13 protein-coding genes are annotated in these 16,303 nt (G+C 61.0%); 8 read left to right on the top strand and 5 right to left on the bottom strand.

The genetic code is table 11. The annotated features are described in order from the left end of the window. Nucleotides 1-57 precede the first annotated feature (57 nt). From FBY10_RS03305 to FBY10_RS03290, 4 genes are all read left to right on the top strand, one after another. A complete protein-coding gene (locus FBY10_RS03305) occupies nucleotides 58-2,649 on the top strand; it encodes a glycosyltransferase (RefSeq protein WP_131697265.1) in 2,592 nt (863 codons plus the stop codon). A 111-nt stretch (nucleotides 2,650-2,760) separates the two neighbouring features. Continuing rightward, nucleotides 2,761-3,912 carry a succinyl-diaminopimelate desuccinylase gene (gene dapE, locus FBY10_RS03300; RefSeq protein ID WP_145335065.1) on the top strand — a complete coding sequence of 384 codons (1,152 nt, stop codon included), beginning with the start codon at nucleotides 2,761-2,763 and terminating at the stop codon, nucleotides 3,910-3,912. Beyond that, the gene (locus FBY10_RS03295; RefSeq protein ID WP_145335067.1) at nucleotides 3,912-4,721 is read left to right on the top strand and encodes a putative RNA methyltransferase; all 810 of its coding nucleotides are present in this window, start codon (nucleotides 3,912-3,914) and stop codon (nucleotides 4,719-4,721) included. Before dapE ends, FBY10_RS03295 begins: the two co-directional genes overlap by 1 nt. A gap of 54 nt (nucleotides 4,722-4,775) precedes the next feature. Further along, nucleotides 4,776-5,153, top strand: a complete 378-nt coding sequence (locus FBY10_RS03290) for a hypothetical protein (protein WP_065948851.1) — start codon at nucleotides 4,776-4,778, stop codon at nucleotides 5,151-5,153. Nucleotides 5,154-5,286: 133 nt separating this feature from the next. Here the strand turns inward: FBY10_RS03290 and FBY10_RS03285 are convergent, their stop codons facing one another. Beyond that, nucleotides 5,287-5,496, bottom strand: a complete 210-nt coding sequence (locus tag FBY10_RS03285) for a cold-shock protein (RefSeq protein WP_032891681.1) — start codon at nucleotides 5,494-5,496, stop codon at nucleotides 5,287-5,289. Between the two features lie 180 nt (nucleotides 5,497-5,676). Here FBY10_RS03285 and plsB point away from each other — a divergent pair, with 180 nt between their 5' ends. From plsB to FBY10_RS03270, 3 genes are read left to right on the top strand one after another with little or no spacing between them, the layout of a single operon-like run. Then, nucleotides 5,677-8,181 (top strand): glycerol-3-phosphate 1-O-acyltransferase PlsB, encoded by a 2,505-nt coding sequence (gene plsB / locus FBY10_RS03280; RefSeq protein WP_145335069.1) that lies wholly within the window; start codon nucleotides 5,677-5,679, stop codon nucleotides 8,179-8,181. A gap of 51 nt (nucleotides 8,182-8,232) precedes the next feature. Next, nucleotides 8,233-8,634 (top strand): YbaY family lipoprotein, encoded by a 402-nt coding sequence (locus FBY10_RS03275; RefSeq protein ID WP_145335071.1) that lies wholly within the window; start codon nucleotides 8,233-8,235, stop codon nucleotides 8,632-8,634. Nucleotides 8,635-8,656: 22 nt separating this feature from the next. Then, nucleotides 8,657-9,346 (top strand): DUF4197 domain-containing protein, encoded by a 690-nt coding sequence (locus FBY10_RS03270; RefSeq protein ID WP_131697270.1) that lies wholly within the window; start codon nucleotides 8,657-8,659, stop codon nucleotides 9,344-9,346. 83 nt (nucleotides 9,347-9,429) lie between these two features. On the opposite strand, the gene FBY10_RS03265 is transcribed toward FBY10_RS03270, so the two are convergent. From FBY10_RS03265 to FBY10_RS03255, 3 genes are all read right to left on the bottom strand, one after another. Beyond that, nucleotides 9,430-10,023 (bottom strand): LysE family translocator, encoded by a 594-nt coding sequence (locus FBY10_RS03265; protein ID WP_145335072.1) that lies wholly within the window; start codon nucleotides 10,021-10,023, stop codon nucleotides 9,430-9,432. 558 nt (nucleotides 10,024-10,581) lie between these two features. Continuing rightward, nucleotides 10,582-13,647: an efflux RND transporter permease subunit gene (locus FBY10_RS03260; protein ID WP_145335074.1), complete on the bottom strand. Its 3,066-nt coding sequence runs from the start codon at nucleotides 13,645-13,647 to the stop codon at nucleotides 10,582-10,584. A gap of 6 nt (nucleotides 13,648-13,653) precedes the next feature. Then, nucleotides 13,654-14,754 carry an efflux RND transporter periplasmic adaptor subunit gene (locus FBY10_RS03255; RefSeq protein ID WP_131697273.1) on the bottom strand — a complete coding sequence of 367 codons (1,101 nt, stop codon included), beginning with the start codon at nucleotides 14,752-14,754 and terminating at the stop codon, nucleotides 13,654-13,656. Nucleotides 14,755-14,847: 93 nt separating this feature from the next. Between FBY10_RS03255 and FBY10_RS03250 the strand changes: the two genes are divergently transcribed. Continuing rightward, nucleotides 14,848-15,483: a TetR/AcrR family transcriptional regulator gene (locus FBY10_RS03250; protein WP_131697274.1), complete on the top strand. Its 636-nt coding sequence runs from the start codon at nucleotides 14,848-14,850 to the stop codon at nucleotides 15,481-15,483. A gap of 30 nt (nucleotides 15,484-15,513) precedes the next feature. On the opposite strand, the gene FBY10_RS03245 is transcribed toward FBY10_RS03250, so the two are convergent. After that, a complete protein-coding gene (locus FBY10_RS03245; RefSeq protein ID WP_131697275.1) occupies nucleotides 15,514-16,296 on the bottom strand; it encodes a class I SAM-dependent methyltransferase in 783 nt (260 codons plus the stop codon). Nucleotides 16,297-16,303: the final 7 nt, after the last annotated feature.

Here is a 16,303-nt window from a genome sequence, read left to right as displayed (position 1 = left end):
GTTCGGCGCAGGCCGACACCTCTTTTCGTTCCGCACCCTTTGGAACCCGAAATAGCCATGTCATCGCGTAAATTTGGACTCAACCTGGTGGTAGTGCTGGCAATTGCCGCGCTGTTCACCGGCTTCTGGGCGCTGATCAACCGCCCGGTCACTGCTCCCAACTGGCCCGAGCAGATCTCCGGTTTTTCCTACTCGCCGTTCCAGCAAGGCCAGTTCCCGCAGAAAGACCAGTACCCCACCGACGAACAGATGCGTCGCGATCTGGAGATCATGAGCAAGCTGACGGACAACATCCGTACTTACTCGGTCGACGGCACATTGGGGGACATTCCCAAGCTCGCCGAAGAGTTCGGCCTGCGCGTAACGCTGGGGATCTGGATCAGCCCGGATCTGGAGCGTAACGAGCGCGAAGTCCAGCGCGCCATCGAGATCGCCAACAGCTCGCGCAGTGTCGTGCGGGTTGTCGTCGGTAACGAGGCCCTGTTCCGTGAAGAGATCACCCCTGAAGCGCTGATTGTGCTGCTGGACCGGGTGCGCGCCGCCGTGAAAGTCCCGGTGACGACCTCCGAGCAATGGCATATCTGGGAAAAGAACCCGCAACTGGCCAAGCACGTCGACCTGATCGCCGCGCACATCCTGCCGTTCTGGGAATACATCCCGATGGACAAGGCCGGCCAGTATGTCCTCGACCGCGCCAAGGATCTGAAGAAACTGTTCCCGAAAAAGCCGCTGCTGCTGTCAGAAGTCGGCTGGCCAAGCAACGGTCGTATGCGCGGTGGCAATGAAACGTCCCCGGCAGACCAGGCGATTTACCTGCGTACGCTGGTGAACAAGCTGAACCGCCAGGGCTACAACTACTTCGTGATCGAGGCGTTCGACCAGCCGTGGAAAGTCAGCGACGAAGGCTCGGCCGGCGCTTATTGGGGCGTGTATAACGCCGCGCGCCAGCAGAAGTTCAACTTCGAGGGGCCCGTCGTTGCCATCCCGCAATGGCGCGTCCTGGCGATCGGATCGGTGGTGCTCGCATTGCTGTCCCTGACCCTGCTGATGATTGACGGCTCATCCCTGCGCCAGCGTGGCCGCACCTTCCTGACCTTTATCGCGTTCCTCTGCGGTTCGGTACTGGTGTGGATCGGCTACGACTACAGCCAGCAATACAGCACGTGGTTCAGCGTGACCGTCGGCATTTTGTTGGCCCTGGGCGCCCTCGGCGTATTCATCGTGTTGCTGACCGAAGCCCACGAACTGGCGGAAGCGGTCTGGACCCACAAGCGCCGGCGTGAATTCCTGCCGGTGGAAGGGGAATCAGACTACCGCCCGAAAGTGTCGATCCATGTGCCGTGCTACAACGAGCCGCCAGAGATGGTCAAACAGACCCTCGACGCTCTGGCCGCGCTCGATTACCCGGACTACGAAGTCCTGATCATCGACAACAACACCAAGGACCCGGCGGTATGGGAACCGGTGCGCGACTACTGCGACACCCTCGGCCCGCGCTTCAAGTTCTTCCACGTCGCACCCCTGGCCGGTTTCAAGGGCGGTGCACTGAACTACCTGATCCCGCACACCGCCAAGGATGCCGAAGTGATCGCGGTGATCGACTCGGACTACTGCGTATCGCCGAACTGGCTCAAGCACATGGTGCCGCACTTCGCCGACCCGAAAATCGCCGTGGTGCAGTCGCCGCAGGACTACCGCGACCAGAACGAAAGCACCTTCAAGAAGCTCTGCTACGCCGAATACAAAGGCTTCTTCCATATCGGCATGGTCACCCGTAACGACCGCGACGCGATCATCCAGCACGGCACCATGACCATGACCCGTCGCTCGGTGCTCGAGGAGCTGGGCTGGGCCGACTGGTGCATCTGCGAAGACGCCGAACTGGGCCTGCGGGTATTCGAGAAAGGCCTGTCGGCGGCGTACTACCACGACAGCTACGGCAAGGGCCTGATGCCGGATACCTTTATCGACTTCAAGAAACAGCGTTTCCGCTGGGCCTATGGCGCGATCCAGATCATCAAGCGTCACACCGCCAGCCTGCTGCGCGGCAAAGACACCGAGCTGACCCGTGGCCAGCGCTACCACTTCCTCGCGGGCTGGTTGCCGTGGGTGGCGGACGGCATGAACATCTTCTTCACCGTCGGCGCGCTGTTGTGGTCGGCGGCGATGATCATCGTGCCGACCCGGGTCGACCCGCCGCTGCTGATTTTCGCGATCCCGCCGTTGGCGTTGTTCGTGTTCAAGGTGGGCAAGATCATCTTCCTGTACCGCCGTGCGGTGGGCGTGAACCTCAAGGACGCGTTCTGCGCCGCCCTGGCTGGCCTGGCACTGTCCCACACCATCGCCAAGGCGGTGCTGTATGGCTTCTTCACCACCAGCATTCCGTTCTTTCGTACACCGAAAAACGCGGATAACCACGGCTTCTGGGTAGCCATTTCCGAAGCCCGCGAAGAAATGTTCATCATGCTGCTGCTGTGGGGCGCGGCGCTGGGGATCTACCTGGTGCAAGGCCTGCCGAGCAATGACATACGTTTCTGGGTGGTGATGCTGCTGGTGCAATCGCTGCCGTATGTGGCGGCATTGATCATGGCGTTCCTGTCGTCGCTGCCAAAACCGGCCGTGGCACCTGAGCCTGCACCTGCGGCTTAAAAACTTGCGCAATGCACTAAACGGCGGCCTCTGGCCGCCGTTTTGCTATAAGATAACGGCCGTTTTGTCTGCCCGCCCTGCTCTTCCAAACATGCTTTCCGGAGTTTTCCCATGACGGTCCATGCCGACCTTTCGCCGACCCTTCAACTTGCCATCGACCTGATCCGTCGTCCCTCGGTCACGCCGATCGACGCCGATTGCCAGAAGCTGATGATGCAGCGCCTGGGCGACGCCGGTTTTGTGCTGGAGCCGATGCGTATCGAGGATGTGGACAACTTCTGGGCCACCCATGGCAAGCACGAGGGTCCGGTGCTGTGCTTCGCCGGCCACACCGACGTGGTCCCCACCGGTCCGGTGCACGCCTGGCAGAACGACCCGTTCGACGCATTGATCGACGAAAACGGCATGCTCTGCGGGCGTGGCGCAGCGGACATGAAGGGCAGCCTGGCCGCGATGCTGGTGGCGGCGGAGCGCTTCGTCAGCGACTACCCGGACCACAAGGGCTCGGTCGCTTTCCTGATCACCAGCGATGAGGAAGGCCCGGCGCACCACGGCACCAAGGCCGTGATTGAACGCCTGGCGGCGCGCAAGGAGCGCCTGGACTGGTGCATCGTCGGCGAACCGTCGAGCACCACCCTGGTGGGCGATGTGGTCAAGAACGGCCGTCGCGGCTCCCTCGGCGCCACCCTGACCGTGCGCGGTGTACAGGGCCATGTGGCCTACCCGCACCTGGCGAAGAACCCGATCCACCTGGCCGCACCGGCCCTGGCCGAACTGGCCGCCGAGCACTGGGACAACGGCAACGCCTTCTTCCCGCCGACCAGCTTCCAGATCTCCAACCTCAACTCTGGCACCGGCGCCACCAACGTGATTCCGGGTGACCTGACGGCGGTGTTCAACTTCCGTTTTTCCACCGAATCCACTGTCGAAGGCCTGCAACAGCGGGTTGCGGCGATTCTCGACAAGCATGGCCTGGACTGGCACGTGGAATGGGCGCTGTCGGGCCTGCCGTTCCTCACCGAGCCGGGCGCATTGCTCGATGCGGTGTCGGCCAGCATCAAGGCGATCACCGGGCGTGAGACCCAGGCTTCCACCAGTGGCGGCACTTCCGACGGGCGCTTCATTGCGACCCTCGGCACCCAGGTGGTGGAGTTGGGCCCGGTGAATGCGACGATCCACCAGGTCAACGAGCGGATCCTGGCCAGCGACCTCGATGTGCTGACCGAAATCTATTACCAGACCCTGATCAAGTTGCTCGCCTGATGCTGGCCTGCCCCATTTGCAACGCACCGCTCAATGCGGTGGACAATGGCGTGGCGTGCCCGGCCGGGCATCGTTTCGACCGCGCGCGCCAGGGTTACCTGAACCTGTTGCCGGTGCAGCACAAGAACAGCCGCGACCCGGGCGACAACCTGGCCATGGTCGAGGCGCGTCGTGACTTTCTCAACGCCGGGCACTACGCCCCGGTAGCCAAGCGCCTGGCCGTGCTGGCCGCCGAACGTGCACCGCAGCGCTGGGTGGACATCGGTTGCGGCGAGGGTTACTACACCGCGCAAATCGCCGCGGCCCTGCCCCATGCCGATGGCTACGCGCTGGACATTTCCAAGGAAGCGGTCAAGCGCGCGTGCAAACGCAACCCGGCGCTGACCTGGTTGATCGCCAGCATGGCCCGCGTGCCGTTGGCCGACGCCAGCTGTCAGTTCCTCGCCAGTGTGTTCAGCCCGTTGGACTGGCAAGAGGCCAAGCGCCTGCTCAGCCCGGGCGGCGGCCTGATGAAGGTCGGCCCTACCAGCGGCCATCTGATGGAACTGCGCGAGCGCCTGTACGACGAAGTGCGCGAGTACACCGACGACAAGCACCTGGCCCTGGTGCCGGACGGCATGAGCCTGGCGCACAGCGAAACCCTGGAATTCACGTTGAGCCTGGCCGAGCCCCAGGACCGCGCCAACCTGCTGGCCATGACCCCTCACGGCTGGCGCGCCAGTGCCGAACGCCGTGCCGAGGTGATCGAGGCGGCCGAACCGCTGCTGGTCACGGTATCGATGCGCTACGATTATTTCGTGCTTCAATAACCGACTTTTAAACATCCGCGAATGGATTTTCGAATCCCGCAACGAGGAATATCCATGCGCCAACCCGATATCGAGATTTACCTGAAGGACGCCGACGTCGACTACAAGGCTATCGCCGCCTGGCTGGGCGCCGCCCTGGGCCCTTGCAGCGACTGGGTCCAACGTGGCCAGACCTACAAGTGCAAGGCCGGCAATGTGCCGGTCACCTGGCTGCCGAAGGCCGTAGGCAAGTGGAACAGCCTGTACCTGGAAAGTGACCAGACGCCGTGGGAAGACGACATCGCCTGCGCCCGCGCTGCGTTTGCTGCACTGAACGTGGAAGTGCGCTGCGCGCCGGGAAGCTGGGTCGAGGAGGAAGGTGAGGAAAGCGCCGACACCTGGATTCGCATCAGCGCAGACGGTGAAGAACAGATCACCTGGAAAACTGCCTGAGCCTGAACGGTAAACCACAATCAACATGTGGGAGGGGGCTTGCCCCCGATAGCGGTGTATCAGCCAATGTATTCAGTGACTGACACTCTGCCATCGGGAGCAAGCCCCCTCCCACATGGGTTCAGTGGTGAACCTACAGGCCGACCACATCCTCCGCCTGCAACCCCTTCTCGCCAGTCACCACGGCATATTCCACCTGCTGGCCCTCGGCCAACGAACGGTGGCCATCGCCGCGAATGGCGCGGTAGTGCACAAACACATCCTTGCCATCTTCACGCTGGATAAAGCCATAGCCCTTGGCGTCGTTGAACCACTTCACATTGCCTGTCTCGCGCGTTGCCATCTGTTCACTCCCACTTGATTGTTATTGTTGAGCCGGTCGCGTTGAACTGCCGAGTATAAGACAGGCTCAAAAACGATCAACTCAAGTTTACATCGCTGCTTTTTTGCCGATTTTCGGCGAATACGGCACACTACCCGCCCGAGCGCCTGCTCGGTTTTTCCCACTTGAAGCAGCTCGCCTATGACCCGCTCCCCGTTCCGCCGTCTGGTATTTGGCACCTTGCGCCGACTGTTGTACCTCTGGGTTCGCTCGGAGACGATCAACCAGTCGTCCCTAACCCTTAACCTCGACCGCAGCCGGCCGGTGTTTTACGTCCTGCAATCGCCCTCCCTCACCGAATTGGCCGTGGTCGATGCCGAGTGCACCAAGGCAGGCCTGCCGCGCCCGGTGCTGCCGGTATCGGTAGGCCCGTTGATGGAACCCGCGGCGTTCTTCTACCTCACGCCCGAACCGGACTGGCTGGGGCGTCAGGACAAGCGCGGCGCCCCGCCGACCCTGACCCGACTGGTCAACACCCTCAGCGAACACGCCGAAGAGAATGCACAAATCATTCCGGTCAGCGTGTTCTGGGGGCAAACCCCTGCCAGCGAGTCCAGCCCGTGGAAACTGCTGTTTGCCGACAGCTGGGCGGTCACCGGGCGTCTACGCCGGTTGTTGAGCATCCTGATCCTGGGACGCAAGACCCGCGTGCAATTCTCCGCGCCCATCAACCTGCGTGAATTGATCGAGCACAATAAAGGCCACGAACGCACCGTTCGCATGGCCCAACGCATCCTGCGCGTGCACTTTCGTAACCTGAAGACTGCGGTGATTGGCCCCGATTTGTCCCACCGGCGCAATCTGGTGAAAGGCCTGGTCAACATGCCGCTGGTGCGCCAGGCCATCCTTGACGAAGCCGAGCGGGAAAAAATCAGTCCGGAAAAAGCCAAGGCCCTGGCCCTGCGCTACGGCAATGAGATCGCCTCGGACTACACCTACACCGCGATCCGCTTCCTGGAAGTGGTGCTGAGCTGGTTCTGGAACAAAATCTACGACGGCATCAAGGTCAATAACATTGAGGGCGTGCAAAAGGTTGCCCAGGGCTACGAGGTGATTTATGTGCCTTGCCACCGCAGCCATATCGACTACCTGCTGCTGTCCTACCTGCTGTTTAAGAACGGCCTGACCCCGCCGCATATCGCCGCCGGCATCAACCTGAACATGCCGGTGATCGGCAGCCTATTGCGCCGCGGCGGTGCGTTTTTCATGCGCCGCACCTTCAAGGGCAACCCGCTGTACACCTCGGTGTTCAACGAATACCTGCATACCCTGTTCACCAAGGGCTTCCCGGTGGAGTACTTCGTCGAAGGCGGACGCTCGCGCACCGGGCGCATGTTGCAGCCGAAGACCGGGATGCTGGCCATCACCCTGCGCAGCTTCCTGCGTTCCTCGCGCATGCCGATCGTGTTCGTGCCGGTGTATATCGGCTATGAGCGCGTGCTCGAAGGCCGTACGTATCTCGGCGAGCTGCGTGGGGCGAGCAAGAAGAAAGAGTCGATCTTCGATATTTTCAAAGTGGTCGGCGCGCTCAAGCAGCGCTTTGGCCAGGTCGCGGTCAACTTCGGCGAGCCGATCAAGCTGGCGGAATTCCTCGACGCCGAGCAACCGGACTGGCGCGCCCAGGAACTGGGCCCGAACTACAAACCGGCCTGGCTCAACGAAACCACCAACCGCCTCGGCGAGCAGGTGGCCCGCCACTTGAACGAAGCCGCCGCGGTGAACCCGGTGAACCTGGTCGCCCTGGCGCTGTTGTCCACCACACGCCTGGCCCTGGATGAACAGGCCATGGCCCGCCAGTTGGACCTGTACCTGGCGCTGCTGCGCCGCGTGCCTTATTCGCCCCACACCACCTTGCCCGAAGGCGACGGCCTGGCGCTGATCAAGCACGTCAAGGACATGAACCTGCTGTCGGAACAGAGCGATGCCTTGGGCAAGATTCTGTACCTGGACGAGCAGAACGCCGTCCTGATGACCTACTACCGCAACAACGTGCTGCACATCTTCGCTCTGCCGGCGCTGCTGGCCAGCTTCTTCCAGAGCAGCTCGCGGATGAGCCGCGAACAGATCCTGCGCTATACCCATGCGCTGTACCCGTACCTGCAATCGGAACTGTTTATTCGCTGGTCACTGGACGAGTTGGATACCGTGGTCGATCAATGGCTGGACGCGTTCGTCGAACAAGGCCTGCTGCGCTTCGAAAACAACGTGTACCTGCGCCCGGCACCGAGCTCGCGACACTTCGTGTTGCTGACGCTACTGTCCAAAACCATCGCACAGACCCTGCAACGCTTCTACATGGCGATCTCGCTGCTGCTCAACAGCGGCCAGAACAGCATCAGCGCCGAAGAACTGGAAGACCTGTGCACGATCATGGCCCAGCGCCTGTCGATCCTGCATGGCCTCAACGCCCCGGAATTCTTCGACAAGAGCCTTTTCCGACATTTCATCCAGACCTTGCTGGAGCAAGATGTGCTGCGCCGCGACGAGGCCGGCAAGTTGAGCTACCACGACCTGCTCGGCGAACTGGCCGAAGGCGCGGCCAAACGCGTGTTGCCCGCGGAGATTCGCCTGTCGATCCGCCAGGTGGCCTTGCACCGTGTGGATGGCGCGGCGGAAGCGCCGGTGGAAGCAGAAGAAACACGCTAGATTGAACAAGGCGCCAGTTGGATGCTGGCGCCGTTGAAAAGGAGCTGCACCATGAAAAAAATCATTCTCCTGGGCCTCACCGCCCTGCTGGGAGCCTGCCAATCCATGCATCCCGCCCCCAAGGCCAGCCTCGACGGCGAAGTGTTCTACCTGCAACGCATCGCCCTGCCGCCCGCCGCCACCTTGAGTGTCAGCCTCCAGGACGTGTCCCTGGCGGATACGCCCGCTGTGACGCTGGCCGAGCAGAAAGGCCCGGTTAAAGGCCAGGTGCCGCTGCCGTTTCACTTGACCTACGACCCCGCACAGATCAAGCCGGGCCGCAGTTATTCGGTGAGCGCTCGCATCGAACTGGATGGCAAGCTACTGTTTATCACCACCGAACGGCACACAGTGCAGCTCAACGGCCAGGATCCACAGCCGCTGCGCGTGCGCGTGAACGCCATAGCACCCTGACTTCGAACATAAGGAAGCGTCCATGCTCCGCAACTCCCTTCGCCTCACTGCCCTGTTTGCCGGCCTGCTGCTCGGCGCCAATGCCATGGCTCTGGACCTCAGTAGCCTGTCCCAGGGCGACGCCAGCGGCGGCCTCAAGGACGCCTTGACCCAGGGCGCACAGATCGCCGTAAAACAACTCGGTGTACCCGGCGGTTTCAGCAACAACCCTGAAGTGAAGATCGGCCTGCCGGGCAAGCTGGGCAAAGTCGCCGAAAAACTGAAAATGTTCGGCATGGGTGACCAGGTCACGCAGTTGGAAGACAGCATGAACAAAGCTGCTGAAACCGCCGTGACCCAGGCCCAGCCGATCCTGGTCAACGCGGTGAAAAACATGAGCGTGACCGACGCCAAGGGCATCCTCAGCGGCGGCCAGGACTCCGCCACCCAGTACTTGAACAAGAGCAGTCGCGAACAGATCCGCGCCAAGTTCCTGCCGATCGTCAAGGCCGCTACCGACAAGGTGGGCGTGGCCCAGCAGTACAACGCCCTCGCAGGTAAGGCCGCCGCGTTTGGCGCCGTGGATGCCAAGAGCGCCAACGTCGAAAACTACGTGACCGAACAGGCGCTGGATGGTTTGTTCAAGATGATTGCGCAGCAGGAAGAGACGATTCGCAAGAACCCGGCGGCTGCGGCTACCAGCCTGGCGAAGAAAGTGTTTGGCGCGCTGTAACCGAAAACTCCGCACTGGGTGCCTCGACACCCCTCACAACGCCAGGGTCGGTCATCCGATACCTGGCGTTTTTTGTCACAGGCTCAATAAAAGAGCGAGTCGGCCAGGCGCCCCATCATTAGCGTGGCAAAACAGCAGATAGCCACAGAAGTCGCACGATTGATCTTCAAGGGCGTCAGCCAGGTCCTTCGAATACCCTCGAATTGACTCCCCAGAATAATCCAGGCCGAGCCTACGGGTATCACGACCAGCGCAAGCGTGGCCATGAATACGGTGTAGTCCAGCAACGCGGTAAATGTATGCGCTGGCGCGATAAACGAAACGATCAACAAGCCCTTGGGGTTCATCACCGTCAGCCAGAAGAAATACAGCCCGGAGAACCGATCCTTGCCTGGCGCAACAGCCTGCTCTTTGCGCTGCCATAACTGATAGGACACGTACAGCAAGTAACAGGTCGCGGCCATTTGCGTAGCCTTCAATGCCCAAGGCGAATACGTTGCCAGGTAAACCAGCGCCACGCCCCACAGTGACACCTGCAGCACGTAGGCCACGCACTCGACGAAGGCCAGCTTCCACGACGCCCGAAAGCCGAGCAGCACACCGGCGCGCAGCAACAGGGTGTTTGTCGGCCCGGGCACAACCAATAGCAACACGAGTGCTAAAACGGTACCCAACATGAACATTATCCTAAGTGGGTCATGAACAATCGTCTTTTCACCGATAGCCCTTACGGCTGCCAACCTGGCGAATAAAGTGTTGGGGCGTTGTATCACAGAGGCCGTTATTTATCGTGAAAAAAGCAAACGCCCCGTGGCATTCGGGGCTCTTGCAATTGCAGTGTGCGAAAAGACGCACGCTGCCAATCAACGCATTCAGTGGCTGATGAGGGTGTTTGTGTTGCTATTCTGAATCGTGATACCGCTTGTGGGTTGTACTGGCCTGAAGTTAATCGAATTTCTTTCCATATTCGATACCCTTTCCTCCAGATCACGCTTATTTCGACCTGAGTTGCAATCGTTGCACGTTTGCGATGGTTGACTGCCACCCAACAATGCACCAAACGCCATGTACATGCTGCCCAATGCCTGTAGCATCTTATTTCCGCCTCTATGAATGTCATGGAATCTTTATTCTGGCGATCAAACCGACCGAATAAAGTACCTGCCTGACAGGTAACCTTATGTGGCACGCGTGAGAAAAAGGTTCCCCATCAGCGCGCCAAGTTACTCCAAGGCTTACACAACACCCTTCCTCACCCGGAACCACGCCGCGTACAACGCCGGCAAGAACAGCAGCGTCAACGCCGTCGCCACAATCAGCCCGCCCATGATCGCCACCGCCATCGGCCCGAAGAACACGCTGCGTGACAGCGGGATCATCGCCAGCACCGCTGCGAGGGCGGTCAGCACAATCGGGCGGAAACGCCGCACGGTAGCTTCGATAATCGCCTGCCACGGCGCCAGGCCGGCCTTGATATCCTGCTCGATCTGGTCCACCAGGATCACCGAATTGCGCATGATCATCCCAGACAGCGCGATGGTCCCGAGCATGGCCACGAAGCCGAAGGGCTGGCGGAACACCAGCAGGAACAGCGTCACACCAATCAGGCCCAACGGCGCGGTCAGAAAAACCATCGCGGAGCGTGAGAAGCTGCGCAGTTGCAGCATCAGCAAGGTCAGCACCACCACGATAAACAGCGGCACACCGGCCTTCACCGAGTTCTGCCCGCGAGCGGAGTCTTCGACGGTGCCACCGACGTCCAGCAGGTAGCCATCCGGCAGTTCGGCGCGCACGCCTTCAAGGGTTGGCAGGATCTGCTGCACCAGGGTCGCCGGTTGTTCCTTGCCGTAGATATCGGCGCGCACGGTCACCGTCGGCAGACGGTTGCGGTGCCAGATAATGCCCTCTTCAAAGCCGTATTCGAGAGTGGCGATCTGCGACAGGGCCACGCTTTTGCCGTTGTCAGTCGGCACCGCCAGGCTGGGCAACAGCGACAACTCGGTGCGTTCGTGGACGGTGCCGCGCAGGAGGATTTCGATCAACTCGTTGTCCTCTCGGTATTGACTGACGCTGGAGCCGGTCAGTGAGCTTTGCAGGAATTTCGACAGGTTGGCGGTACTGACGCCGAGTGCGCGGGCGCGGTCCTGGTCGATATTGAGGTAGACGATCTTGCTCGGCTCTTCCCAGTCCAGGTGCACGTTGACCACGTGGGTATTTTCACGAACCTTGGCCGCGACTTTCCGCGCAAGGGCACGGACTTCCTCGATATGTTCGCCGGTTACGCGGAACTGCACCGGATAGCCCACGGGCGGGCCGTTCTCCAGGCGGGTGACACGGGAGCGCAGGTCGGGAAATTGTTCGTTAAGCGTTTCAATCAGCCAGGTACGCAGGCTTTCGCGTCCCTCGATAGTTTTAGCCAACACCACGAACTGCGCAAAACTGGCCGCTGGCAGTTGCTGGTCCAGTGGCAGGTAGAAACGCGGCGAACCGGTGCCGACGTAGGCCACATAGTTATCAATGCCGGCGTGCTCCTTGAGCAAGGCTTCCAGGCGCTTGACCTGGTCGGCAGTGTTGCTCAGGGAAGCGCCTTCAGCCAGTTTCAGGTCGACCATCAGTTCCAGGCGGCCCGAGGCCGGGAAGAACTGTTGTGGCACAAAGCGAAACAACGCTACCGAGCCGATAAACAGCAGCAACGTCAGCACAATCACGGTTTTGCGCCGAAGCACGCACCACTCCACCAAGCGTCTTACACGTTGGTAGAACGGCGTGCCGTAGGGATCCGGACCATCGGTGCCGTGTTTGGCCGCGTGAATCTTTGCCAGGTCCGGCAGGAGTTTTTCCCCCAGGTACGGCACAAACACCACGGCGGCGACCCATGAGGCGAGCAACGCGATGGTCACCACCTGGAAAATCGAGCGCGTGTATTCACCTGTGCTCGACTGCGCAGTAGCAATCGGCAGGAAGCCGGCCGCCGTGATCAGCGTGCCGGTGAGCATCGGGAAGGCCGTGCTGGTCCAGGCAAAACTGGCAGCCTTGAGCCGGTCGTAGCCCTGCTCCATTTTGATTGCCATCATTTCCACGGCAATGATCGCGTCATCTACCAGCAAGCCGAGGGCCAGCACCAACGCACCGAGGGAGATCTTGTGCAGGCCGATGCCGAGGTAATACATGGTGGCAAAGGTCATTGCCAGCACCAGCGGAATCGCCAGGGCTACGACCATGCCAGTGCGTACGCCGAGGGAGAAGAAGCTCACCAGCAAGACAATCGCCAACGCCTCGGCCAACACCTGCACGAATTCGCCGACGCCGGTTTTCACCGCTGCCGGTTGGTCTGACACCTTGCGCAGCTCCATGCCCGCCGGAAGGTTCTTTTGCAAGCGTGCGAATTCGCCTTCAAGAGCCTTGCCCAGCACCAGAATATCGCCGCCATCCCGCATGGCCACGGCCAGTCCGATAGCATCCGCCCCCATGTAACGCATGCGCGGCGCCGGTGGATCGTTGAAACCGCGGTGAATGTCGGCTACATCGCCGATGCGGAAGGTTCGATCACCGACACGAATAGGAAAGTTACGGATCTCTTCCACCGTCTTGAAGTTACCCGACACACGCAGTTGCACACGCTCGCTCGGGGTTTCAAAGAAGCCGGCAGTGGACACCGCGTTCTGCTCCTGCAACGCCTGCTGTACAGCGGCCAACGGCAGGCCGAGGGTGGCGAGCTTGAGGTTGGACAGCTCGATCCAGATCTTCTCATCCTGTAGGCCAAGTAACTCGACCTTGCCCACATCCGCCACCCGTTGCAGCTGAATCTGGATGCGGTCGGCGTAGTCCTTAAGTACGGCATAGTCGAAGCCGTCGCCGGTCAGGGCGTAGATATTGCCGAAGGTGGTGCCGAACTCGTCGTTGAAAAACGGCCCTTGGATATCCGGCGGCAAGGTCTGCCGGATGTCGCTGATCTTCTTGCGCACCTGGTACCACAGCTCAGGAATCTTCACAGAGTGCATGGAGTCGCGCGCAATGAAGGTGACGGTGGACTCTCCTGGGCGAGAGAAGGAGACGATGCGCTCGTATTCGCCGGTCTCCATCAGTTTTTTCTCGATGCGCTCGGTGACCTGGCGCGAGACTTCCTGGGCCGTAGCGCCGGGCCAGTTGGTCTTGATCACCATGGCTTTGAAGGTGAACGGTGGGTCTTCGCTTTGCCCCAGCTTGGTATAGGACAAGGTACCGACCACAGCCAGCAGGATCATCAGAAACAGTACGATCTGGCGGTTACGCAACGCCCATTCGGAAAGATTGAAAGCCATCGGGGACTACTCCTTGGCCGCCAGGTTCACTATACGGTTGGAGCCATCCACCGGGCGCACTTGCTGTCCCTCATGGAGTACATGTACGCCTGCTGCGACCACCCAGTCGGTGGGGGTCAAGCCTTCCAGCACTGGTACGGTTTTTTCGCCGAAGGCACCGATGCGCACCGGTGTGCGCTTGAGGGTGTTGTCCGGCTGTACACGCCAGACGTAGGACGCACCGTTCTCCGCACTCAGGGCAGACAGCGGCACCGACAGCGGAATAACTCCATCGGTCTGTATGAATACGCGAGCGCTTTGACCCAGTTCCGCCGGGACTTTGCCGCCGGTGAAGGCAACGCGAGCCGCGAAGGTGCGCGATTTTGGATCAGCCGCAGGCGACAGTTCACGAATGCGCCCGGTGAAACGCTGGTCCGGTTGGCTCCACAATTCCACGGCTACCGGCTGACCGATCTTGAAACGCCCAAACCCTTGCTCAGGCAGGCTGATGAGCACTTCACGCTCGCCATCGGTGGCCAGGGTGAACACGGTCTGGCCAGCGGACACCACTTGGCCGACTTCCACCGCGCGCTTGGCGACGACGCCATCCTGGGGGGCGCGCAGGACGGAGTAACCGGCCTGGTTACTGGCCACGTCGAACTCGGCCTTGATCTGCTTGAGACGCGCTTCGCCGGAACGGTAAAGGTTTTCGGAATTGTCGTACTGGGAACGGCTGACCATCTGACGGTCCATCAGGGTCTTGTAGCGATCACGCTCGGCGCGCACGAGGCTCAGGTTGGCCTCGGCAGCGGCCACCTGGGCACGGGCGGCCTCCAGTTGCAGGCGCACATCCTGAGGATCCAGTTCCGCCAGCGCCTGGTTGGCCTTGACCCGCTCGCCCTCCTCCACCAGACGCTTGCTGACTTTGCCGCCGATGCGAAAGGCCAGGTCCGGCTCATAACGAGCGCGTACTTCACCCGGGTAGCTGTCCGTCGCCTGAGCCGAGGGCTGCGGCTGCACCACCATGGCCGGGCGGACGGTAGTCTGGATCGGGTCTTCATGGCCGCAAGCGGCCAACAGGACGACCAGGCAGACAGGCAACGCAAAGGGCAGGAAAGTGCTGCGCATGCTGAAGGACCTTTCGCAAATGAAGCTAGGAATAATTATACTGGCCGGTATGTTATTAATACCAAACTCACCAGTCCAGTATTAAAGGTGAAAATGTCCGACAATCGTGTAAACACCAATAGCCCTGGGCGTCCCAAGGACATGGCAAAACGCCAGGCTATCCTCTCGGCAGCGAAAACCCTGTTCTTGAGCAATGGCTACGCCAACACCAGCATGGATGCCGTGGCCCTTGAGGCCGGCGTGTCGAAACTGACCGTCTACAGTCACTTCACCGACAAAGAAACCTTGTTCACCGCCGCCGTGGTGGCCAAGTGCGAGGAACAGTTGCCGGTAATGTACTTCGAACTGCCCGAAGGCATGCCGGTGGAAACGGTATTGTTGAATATCGGGCGGGGGTTCCATCGGCTGATCAACAGTGAAGAGTCGGTGAACCTGCATCGCCTGATGATGACCACCGGCAATCAGGACGTGAAACTCTCCCAAATCTTCTTTGAAGCCGGACCCATGCGCATGCTCCAGGGCATGGAACGCCTGCTCGGCAAGATTGACCAGAGCGGCGCCCTGAGCATCGACAGACCGCTTACCGCGGCCGAGCACTTCTTCTGCCTGCTCAAGGGCACGGCGAACTTTTGCCTGCTTTATGGCTGTGGGGGGCGACTGAGTGAAGAAGCCGCCGAAGCCCATGTGCAGGAGGTGGTGGGGTTGTTTATGCGGGCCTATAGGCCTTGAGCGGGCTCGCTACAAGTTCTTGCGTACCTTTTAAGGCTTGAGTGCTTTCTTGGGATAAATGTCATACCGGCTGGACTTGCCATCCAGCGCATGGCTCGGCTTGGGCCCCTCGATGCAGGGCGCCTTGCGCGGGCGCTTCACCACCACGCGGTGGCTGGCCAGGGCCAGGGCGGCGGCCAGCAAGGCCGGTGCGTCCGGGTCATCGCCCACCAGCGGGCGGAACAGGCGCATTTCTTTCTTCACCAGGGCGGTTTTCTCACGGTGAGGGAACATCGGGTCGAGGTAAATCACCTGGGGCGGCTCCCCTTGCCAATTGAGCATCACGTCAATGGAGTTGCCCTTGAGCAGCTTCATGCGCGCGACGATGGGCGCCACCTCAAAATCCTGCGCGCCGCGCGCCAGGCCATCTTCGAGCAAGGCACCGATCAGCGGTTGGCGCTCGATCAGGCTCATCTCGCAGCCCAGGCTGGCCAGCACGAACGCGTCCTTGCCCAGACCGGCCGTGGCATCCAATACACAAGGGCGCACGCCTTGGGCAATGCCCACGGCCTTGGCAATCATCTGCCCGCTGCCGCCACCATATAGCCGCCGGTGAGCCGCGCCGCCTTCGACAAAGTCCACCCGCACCGGCCCCGGCGCGTCAGGCCCAAGCTGTTGCAGTTGCAGGCCGTGCTCCCCTACCTGCAGGGAAAAATCCGCCTCCGCGAGCTGTAAAGGCAAGCCGAGCTGTTCAGCCCACTGCTCGGCCCGGGCCTGGAAACCTTCGCCCAAGGCCTCGACCTGGATGCGGCTGGCCGCTGGTTGTTCGCTCATCAATCGC

The sequence above is a fragment of the Pseudomonas sp. SJZ103 genome (assembly GCF_007828335.1).
In the GTDB taxonomy this organism is placed as follows: domain Bacteria; phylum Pseudomonadota; class Gammaproteobacteria; order Pseudomonadales; family Pseudomonadaceae; genus Aquipseudomonas.
Note: the sequence above shows the minus strand (reverse complement) of the source record. Positions and strands in the feature narration are given on the sequence as shown.

Coding starts and splice junctions, on each gene's coding strand:
- FBY10_RS03255 (WP_131697273.1), bottom strand. CDS start 14,754: ATGCGCAGCACTTTCCTGCCCTTTGCGTTGCCTGTCTGCCTGGTCGTC.
- FBY10_RS03275 (WP_145335071.1), top strand. CDS start 8,233: ATGAAAAAAATCATTCTCCTGGGCCTCACCGCCCTGCTGGGAGCCTGC.
- FBY10_RS03250 (WP_131697274.1), top strand. CDS start 14,848: ATGTCCGACAATCGTGTAAACACCAATAGCCCTGGGCGTCCCAAGGAC.
- FBY10_RS03285 (WP_032891681.1), bottom strand. CDS start 5,496: ATGGCAACGCGCGAGACAGGCAATGTGAAGTGGTTCAACGACGCCAAG.
- plsB (WP_145335069.1), top strand. CDS start 5,677: ATGACCCGCTCCCCGTTCCGCCGTCTGGTATTTGGCACCTTGCGCCGA.
- FBY10_RS03295 (WP_145335067.1), top strand. CDS start 3,912: ATGCTGGCCTGCCCCATTTGCAACGCACCGCTCAATGCGGTGGACAAT.
- FBY10_RS03290 (WP_065948851.1), top strand. CDS start 4,776: ATGCGCCAACCCGATATCGAGATTTACCTGAAGGACGCCGACGTCGAC.
- FBY10_RS03265 (WP_145335072.1), bottom strand. CDS start 10,023: ATGTTGGGTACCGTTTTAGCACTCGTGTTGCTATTGGTTGTGCCCGGG.
- FBY10_RS03270 (WP_131697270.1), top strand. CDS start 8,657: ATGCTCCGCAACTCCCTTCGCCTCACTGCCCTGTTTGCCGGCCTGCTG.
- FBY10_RS03260 (WP_145335074.1), bottom strand. CDS start 13,647: ATGGCTTTCAATCTTTCCGAATGGGCGTTGCGTAACCGCCAGATCGTA.
- dapE (WP_145335065.1), top strand. CDS start 2,761: ATGACGGTCCATGCCGACCTTTCGCCGACCCTTCAACTTGCCATCGAC.
- FBY10_RS03245 (WP_131697275.1), bottom strand. CDS start 16,296: ATGAGCGAACAACCAGCGGCCAGCCGCATCCAGGTCGAGGCCTTGGGC.
- FBY10_RS03305 (WP_131697265.1), top strand. CDS start 58: ATGTCATCGCGTAAATTTGGACTCAACCTGGTGGTAGTGCTGGCAATT.